This is a genomic window from Candidatus Hydrogenedentota bacterium, from assembly GCA_035416745.1.
In the GTDB taxonomy this organism is placed as follows: Bacteria; Hydrogenedentota; Hydrogenedentia; order Hydrogenedentales; family SLHB01; genus UBA2224.
This window is the reverse complement of sequence record DAOLNV010000043.1, coordinates 1-6,961: the sequence shown is the minus strand read 5'-3', so window position 1 is coordinate 6,961 and position 6,961 is coordinate 1. Positions and strand designations below refer to the sequence as shown.

Genomic DNA, 6,961 nt, shown 5'->3' with positions numbered 1-6,961 from the left:
TATGGCGCACCCGTACCGCGGATTCCGTGACGTTCTTCTTCTGCCCGCCGGGGCCGCGGCTCCTGTAAAAGCTGATGTCTATTTCATCGTCGCGAAACGGCATACTCTCTCATCGTTTCCGTTGCCGGTCACTGCCCGGACTTCCATCGCTACCATCGTACCGGCAACGACGGTGGCGCGACAAGAAACGGCACATTCAACGCCGCGCATTGAGCGCCAAGCATCCCCAGCCGGTTGCCGGGATACCGGTGGCGGATTGGCGTCAGGGTTTCTCTCGAAATCTCTCCTGTTGTTCGGGGAGCCATCGGGACAGGAGGTCCTGGCAGTTGAGTATTTTCTCGCCCAGGTCGGCGCTGACGTAGAAATATTGGCAGGCGGCCTCGAACCCTATACGCGAATCGCGGGCCTGCAGGGCGCGAAGACGGACGGCGAGGGCGAGCTCGTCGCGGAGGATGGCGTCGAGCTGGTCGAGCACGCCGTTGGCCTTCTTGACGGAACCGGCTGGCGGGGGGCTCGCGGCGAGGGCGGCGAGTTCGTTGCGCAGGAGGACGAAATTGACTTGGTTCGCGATGCTCCTGAAATTGATGGCACAGGCCTCGGCAATGCCGATTTCGTCTTCGAGCGGGGGAGACATGGGCGCCGATTGAAGGGTGCGGAGGCTTTGTTCGAACCCTTCGGCGACTTTGTTGAACTGGGCGGCGAAGACCGGGGCCGGGTACGGACCGCGCCATGTGTCGAGGTCGTCGAAGGGGCATCCGAACCCCATGGTCATGGGGGCGCGGTAGCCGGTGGGCTTTTCCCAAAGGAGGTTGGCGGGGCCTAGGTGGACCGGGGAGCTGTACAGGACACTGCCGCAGAATGGATATTCCGTGAACGCGGCGCTGAACCCTTTCCATGCGCGGACGACGATGGGGGCGGCCTGGGGTCCGAACCGGCGGGTGGCGACGGAGAGAAGCGCCTCGTCGACGGTGGGCTTGCCGGGGCGGCCCACTTCGATGACGGCCTCGAGGTTGGGCGAAGGATATCCGCCGAGGGTCCAGCTCATCATGAGGCCGTCGACGCCGGGCGGGTCTTCGCGGAGGTTGGCGGCGTGCCTGACGATATTCTCGACGGCGGGAACGTAAGGTACGGAGCCGAGTTCCCAAGATGTGCCGGCTTGGATCTTGGCCAGGGTCTTGAGTCCGCACTCGCGGGCGATGGCCCAATGTCGCGAGGCGCGGGGTCCGGGCCCGATGACTGAGAGCGAGTATTCGCCGATGAGGGTTTCGACGCCGCCTCGGGCGATAGGCATGTCCCATTCGCTGACGCTCATGAATGCGGCCTGTTTGGGCAGGCGGCGAATGATGCCCTCGGCCCATTCATTGCGCCATCCCCAGTCCCAGACGAGCAGTTGGCACGACGCGCCGGCCTGGGCGATGCCTTCCGCGATGAGGGTGTTGCTCTCGGCGATGACCTCTTCAGGGCTGCGGGCGCTGCAGCGGGGGCATTCGCCGGCGTTGTGGTGAGACCAGCAGTTGGTGAAATTCTCCGAGGCGGTGATGGTGAAGAGCCCCGCCAAACCGGGGGCTTCGCGGCAGAGCGAAGCGACGCTGTCGCGTAGGTAGGCCTGTACAGCGGGGATGCTCGTGCAGAGGGTGGCGACCTGTCCGGGCTGGACCTGCATGTCGGTGACGCCTCTCAGCTCAGGGTGTTTCTCGAAGAATGCGATTGGCATGGGGCGCGGTTCGTTGAGGTAGAGGTATATGCCGATGCCGTGGCGGCGGGCGCGTTCGACAAGGTTGCGCAATGCGTCGAGCCGTTGCTCGCGGCCTTCGCTGAGACTCGGGTCCCAGGGGAAGGTGGCGAGTTTGTACAAGGGTTCATGGAGCCAGACGCCGTCCACGCCCGTTGCGGCCAGCCGCGCGAGGTAACCTTCGGGATAGGGGTCCGCGCCCTCGGCGAACGGGTCCCTGAACGCCCCGAAATACGAGAAGCAGAACCGGGGCGAGAAGAGGCTGTCCGGTTGCGTCGCGGTTTCGGGCGGCGGAGTTTGCGTGAGTTCCTTGACGAAGGCAAACAGGGGCTCTTCCGCCGTGTGCAGTCCCTGGGGAAAGGTCTCGCGGGTGATCCGGGCGATATCGGCGGCGCGGGCGGTTGCCGCCTCCGTGGGTGGGGCGTACCGCAAGGGGTCGAGGCGCGGCTTGTACTGGCCAAACCACCAGAACAGTCCGTCACCTTCCCGAAGGACATAGTCCATCTGTTCAGGCGTCCAGCCGAGCAGTTCGAGCAACTGGTCGTAGGGGAGCAATTGCCAGTTTCGGCGCAGGACCGTGATGTAGGACCTGCGCCATTGGTCTTCCGTGATACTCGGCGGCTCGGAAAGGCCCATGACTGCGCCTACGGCGAGCAGCTCGCCCGGCTTTGCTCCGATGGCCGTGGCCATGCGGTCGACGGGGACCAGCGTCCAGTTGCGCCAGACATAAGCGTGGAGCCGGTCGGGAAAATGGAGCAGGGGGACCGGTTCCGGGGCAGCACCCATCGGAAGCTCCACGGCGTTCAGGAAGAGTGTGCTAAGCACGAGTTCAAGCATTGTACAGGGCCCTTTCATCGAAAGAGATTATTCGTGCGGATGCCGCACGCGTTTGTGGGGCTATCGTATTCATGAATTGCGGGTTCCGTCAATGTGGAGGGTGACAGGGTTTCCGTGTGGGACCGGCGCCCTCGGCGTTCTTTGGCGAAACAGCTTTTTGCCGCGCTGAGGGGCGGCGCGGGCTGCCAAAGAGCTTATTTCTCTTCTTTCGGGGGATAGACGATCTTGAGGTGCAGTTCGTCGAGTTGTTTCCGGGTGACCTCGCTGGGCGCGTTCATCATGAGGTCCTGCGCGCGCTGGTTCAGCGGGAACGCAATGACCTCGCGGATGTTGGGCTCGTCGGCCAGGAGCATAACGATGCGGTCGAAGCCGGGCGCGATGCCTCCGTGTGGCGGGGCGCCGTAGTGGAAGGCGCGCCACAGGGCCGGGAACTTGCTCTCGACGGCCTCGCGGGGGTAGCCGGCGATTTCGAAGGCTTTCATCATGATTTCGGGTTTGTGGTTTCGAATGGCGCCCGAGGATAGTTCGACGCCGTTGCACACGATGTCGTATTGGAATGCGAGCACGTCGAGCGGGTCGAGTGTTTGGAGTGCCTGGAGCCCGCCCTGGGGCATCGAGAACGGGTTGTGCGAGAAATCGATCTTCTTCTCGTCCTCGTTCCATTCGAACATCGGGAAATCGACGATCCAGCAGAACGACACGAGGCCTTTATCGATGATGCCGAGGGCGTTGGCCAGGTAGATGCGCACTTTGCCCATGAGGGCGTTGGTTTCGGTGCGGACGCCCGCGCCGAAGAAGAGGGCGTCGCCGTCTTGCGCGCCGGTTCTCGCTACGAGGGCTTGTTTCTCGGCATCGTTGAGGAACTTGGCCACGGGGCCCTTCATTTCGCCGTCGCGCAGGGCGATCCAGGCGAGGCCTTTCGCGCCCTCCTGTTTGGCGAAGGTTTCGGCGTCGTCGAAGAACTTGCGGGGTTGGGCGGCGGCGCCTTTGGCGTTGATGACCTTTACCGCGCCGCCTTTGTCGACCGCGCCCCGGAACACCTTGAACTCGCTCTGGGCGAACAGCTCTGACACGTCGGTCATTCTGAGGCCGTACCGGATGTCGGGTTTGTCGGTGCCATAGAGCTCCATACAGTCGCGGTACGCAATGCGGGGGAAGACCTCGGCGGCGATCCTCTTGTTCGAGAGTTCGCGGAAGATACGCCCCATCAGGGTCTCGAGTTCGGCGAACAGGTCATCTTGCGTGATGAACGACATCTCGATGTCGATCTGATAGAACTCGCCGGGGCTCCGGTCGGCGCGCGAGTCTTCGTCGCGGAAACAGGGGGCGATCTGAAAATACTTGTCGAATCCCGAGGCCATGAGCAGTTGTTTGAACTGCTGCGGCGCCTGGGGCAACGCATAGAACTGCCCCGGGTACAGGCGGCTGGGCACGAGGTAGTCGCGCGCGCCTTCGGGCGACGAACTCGTGAGAATGGGCGTGTGATACTCGATGAACCCGCGGTCCGTAAGGTGTTGCCGGACGAGTTGGGCGGTCTTCGAGCGCAGGAGGACGTTCTTTTGGAGGCGCTCGCGGCGCAAATCCAGGAAGCGGTAGGTCAAGCGCGTTTCTTCGGGGTATTCGGCGTCCTGGTTGACCGGGAACGGCAGGAGTTCCGCCTGGGACTCGACATGGAAGTCTGTTGCGACGACTTCAATTTCGCCGGTGGCCAAGTCGGGGTTGACGGTTTCGGGCGTTCGCGCGACGACTTCGCCCACAACGGTGATGACGCTTTCGAAGCGCACCTGCTCAGCTTCTCCAAAAAAGGGCTTGTCGGGGTTGACGATGACCTGGGTCAAACCGAAATGGTCGCGCAGGTCGACGAATATGACTCCGCCATGATCGCGTTTGCGATGGACCCACCCCGAGAGTTTGACCTCTTTCCCGACGTCTTTCTTGCGGAGCTCCGCGCACTTATGGGTTCTAAACGAATGCATTCCGACTCCTGATGTACTTGGTTTTCCGCTATTTGCACCTGTCGCGCAACGGCCTCGTTGAATCGCGGTATGGTAATGACGGACCGGCGGCAAGTCAAATTGCCGGCGCGGCGCCCGGGTGAAAGATGTTTTCTGCCGGGGCCGCTATGGTTTTGTTTTGAAGAGGTGCTCGGGGAAGAATGCGAGCACCGGCGGGAGCGCCTCGTCGAGCGTTACCGAGAAGTCTTCGATGACGCCTTCGCCGGCGCGCACAGCCTCGAGGGTCCACGCCTTGCCGGCATTGCCGCCGGCGTTTACCTTGACCTGCACCTGGTTATTCCCCGGCGCGGTCTGGCCTGTCGCTGCCTGGGAGCCGTCCGGTCCGAGGATGTTGATGCGAACGGTCTCGACGCCGCCGCCTCCCCGGGCGGAGATGGTGAAGGTCTCGATGTTCTCCGGCACGAAGAAGCACAGGGGCTTGGCTTCTCCGATGAACGAAGCGCCGTCGCCCGTGAGGATGCCGAGAGGCGCGTTAGAACGCGTGATGCTGTAGCTGCATTCTCCCGCGGATACGCCCAGGAGATAGATGGCGTCTTCCTGGGGAGTGAACTGGACGGACCCGGACTGATTGAACTCGATGACGCCGGATTGCAGTATGTCCATCTTGACCGAGCGCAGTTCCCACGCCAGGATGGTCTTGTAGTTCGAGATGGGATGGTGCTGGAGGACGATTTCGACCGGTGCGTCTTTGTTGCCGGCAATCGCGAGGAGATTCTCGCTGCGCAGTGTGATGGGTGGAAAATCGAAGGTTTGGCCGGTGTTTTGGGGGGCCGCCAGGGCTGCGGCGGACGAGCCGCCTCCGAACACTTCAAGGGCGAAACCCTCGGCGGTTTCGCGCGGTTGCTGCCATGCGTCGAGCTTGCCCTCGGCGATACGGGAATTGGCCCAGGCGAACCATTTCCAGTACTCGGGATGATCGACCTTGTATTTGGGGCCTTCGTAGAAGATCCAGTACCCGCCGGTGATGCTCGAGATCGCGACGGCGTTCTTGCCGCAGAATTCGGGGTCCGCGCCTCGCACGACCGGGTCGATGCCGCCTGAATAGATATAGGAGATGCCTGCGTCTTTGGCGGCCTGCATGCCCGTTTCGAGTATTTTGATGTTGCCCTCGAGGGACTCGCGTTCGGGGAGGTAACGGCCGGGGCGGCCGTAGGTCGAGGGGTCCGCGAGGATCAGGGGTGCTTTTGGGGTGGCCCATTCGGGGTAGGCGGCCCGGAGCATGAACGGCGTGCCGGGCGCGGGATAGACGCAGAACTGAAACGCGGGGTCGTGTTCGTCGACCAGCTGGCGCAGGCGCCGGCACCGCTGGCGCCAGTGTTCGACTTGGAAGACTTCGAAGGCTTCGTGGAGGCCTTGTTCGTCGAGCCATGCCTTGCGCGCGCCGAATTCGAGTTTGGGCAGTTCAATCCCTTTGGCATCGGCGAATTTCGCGAGGATAATATCGTCATACGACAGGTCGTAGAGGTTGGCGGCTCTGCCGGGGGCGTAGTTCTCGTAATCCAGGAAGACGCCCATGATATGGCGGTTTTCGGCGCCCATCTTCGCGTATTCGACGATGTATTGTTCGGTCCAGGCCCAGAATTCGTCGGCGTTGGGGCTCCACAGGGGCTGCTCGACGCCGTTCGCCCACACCATCCGTTTGCCGTCGGACGCAGGACCGTCGGACGAGGTGAGCGAGCCCCGCATCCAGGGCATATGGTAGATGCCGTATTTCTGGCACCATTCTGTGACCTGGCGGACGGCAGCCAAATCATCGAAGCCGATCCGGGGCGAGTAAACGTTAAACCCGGCCTTGGCGCTCTCCTCGACCATCCATTCCTCGGTTTTCCAGTCCGCTTCGGGCTGCATGACCTTGTCAACGACGATACGGAGTTTCACTTCGCGGCCGAGCTGGTCGCGCGGCGGCGCGTCGGCGGCCTTGGCGAGCGGTGCAAGGAATACGGAAAATAGAGTGAGCACAGCGAGGAGATTTTGGCACTTCATGGCGGCGTCCCTTGTGTTGGTGTGCGGTTTGAAGCCCATTGTAGAGGCCGTCACGGGGAAATGCGAATTGGGGACGGTTTTTGAACGGGTTGGAAGCGCCGTCCCGTTGCCCGAACGTCTGGTGCTGCAATCCCGTGCTGTTCGTGCTGTGGGTGGATGAGTGCGCCGTTTGGCTGTGGGGGCGCCACGCCGGGAAATATCCGGACGAATGCGGGCGGTATTTCAGTTAAAGAAATAATTGTGCGTCGACCGGGAAAGCGGGAGAATACCGTTCCTAATTCACATAGATTCAGCAGGTTGGCGCTATCTCAAAACCTCCGCATCCTGGCGGCGGGGTTTTTTCTGTATCGCTTTCTTGACATGGGATTCAGAATTTGGTATGTTTCTTGTTTGC

3 protein-coding genes are annotated in these 6,961 nt (G+C 62.1%); all 3 read right to left on the bottom strand.

Annotation, left to right across the window (positions count from 1 at the left end; all coding sequences use genetic code 11):
- Positions 1-262: 262 nt before the first annotated feature.
- The 3 genes from PLJ71_13410 to PLJ71_13400 all read right to left on the bottom strand — a co-directional run bounded on the left by PLJ71_13410 (position 263) and on the right by PLJ71_13400 (position 6,567).
- On the bottom strand, positions 263-2,569 hold the full coding sequence (locus tag PLJ71_13410; protein HQM49680.1) for a hypothetical protein: 2,307 nt from the start codon (positions 2,567-2,569) through the stop codon (positions 263-265).
- 194 nt (positions 2,570-2,763) lie between these two features.
- Complete coding sequence (gene aspS, locus PLJ71_13405; protein ID HQM49679.1) at positions 2,764-4,545, bottom strand: aspartate--tRNA ligase; 1,782 nt, start codon at positions 4,543-4,545, stop codon at positions 2,764-2,766.
- A gap of 144 nt (positions 4,546-4,689) precedes the next feature.
- The gene (locus tag PLJ71_13400; GenBank protein ID HQM49678.1) at positions 4,690-6,567 is read right to left on the bottom strand and encodes a hypothetical protein; all 1,878 of its coding nucleotides are present in this window, start codon (positions 6,565-6,567) and stop codon (positions 4,690-4,692) included.
- Between the last annotated feature and the right edge of the window lie 394 nt (positions 6,568-6,961).

Coding starts and splice junctions, on each gene's coding strand:
- PLJ71_13410 (HQM49680.1), bottom strand. CDS start 2,569: ATGCTTGAACTCGTGCTTAGCACACTCTTCCTGAACGCCGTGGAGCTT.
- aspS (HQM49679.1), bottom strand. CDS start 4,545: ATGCATTCGTTTAGAACCCATAAGTGCGCGGAGCTCCGCAAGAAAGAC.
- PLJ71_13400 (HQM49678.1), bottom strand. CDS start 6,567: ATGAAGTGCCAAAATCTCCTCGCTGTGCTCACTCTATTTTCCGTATTC.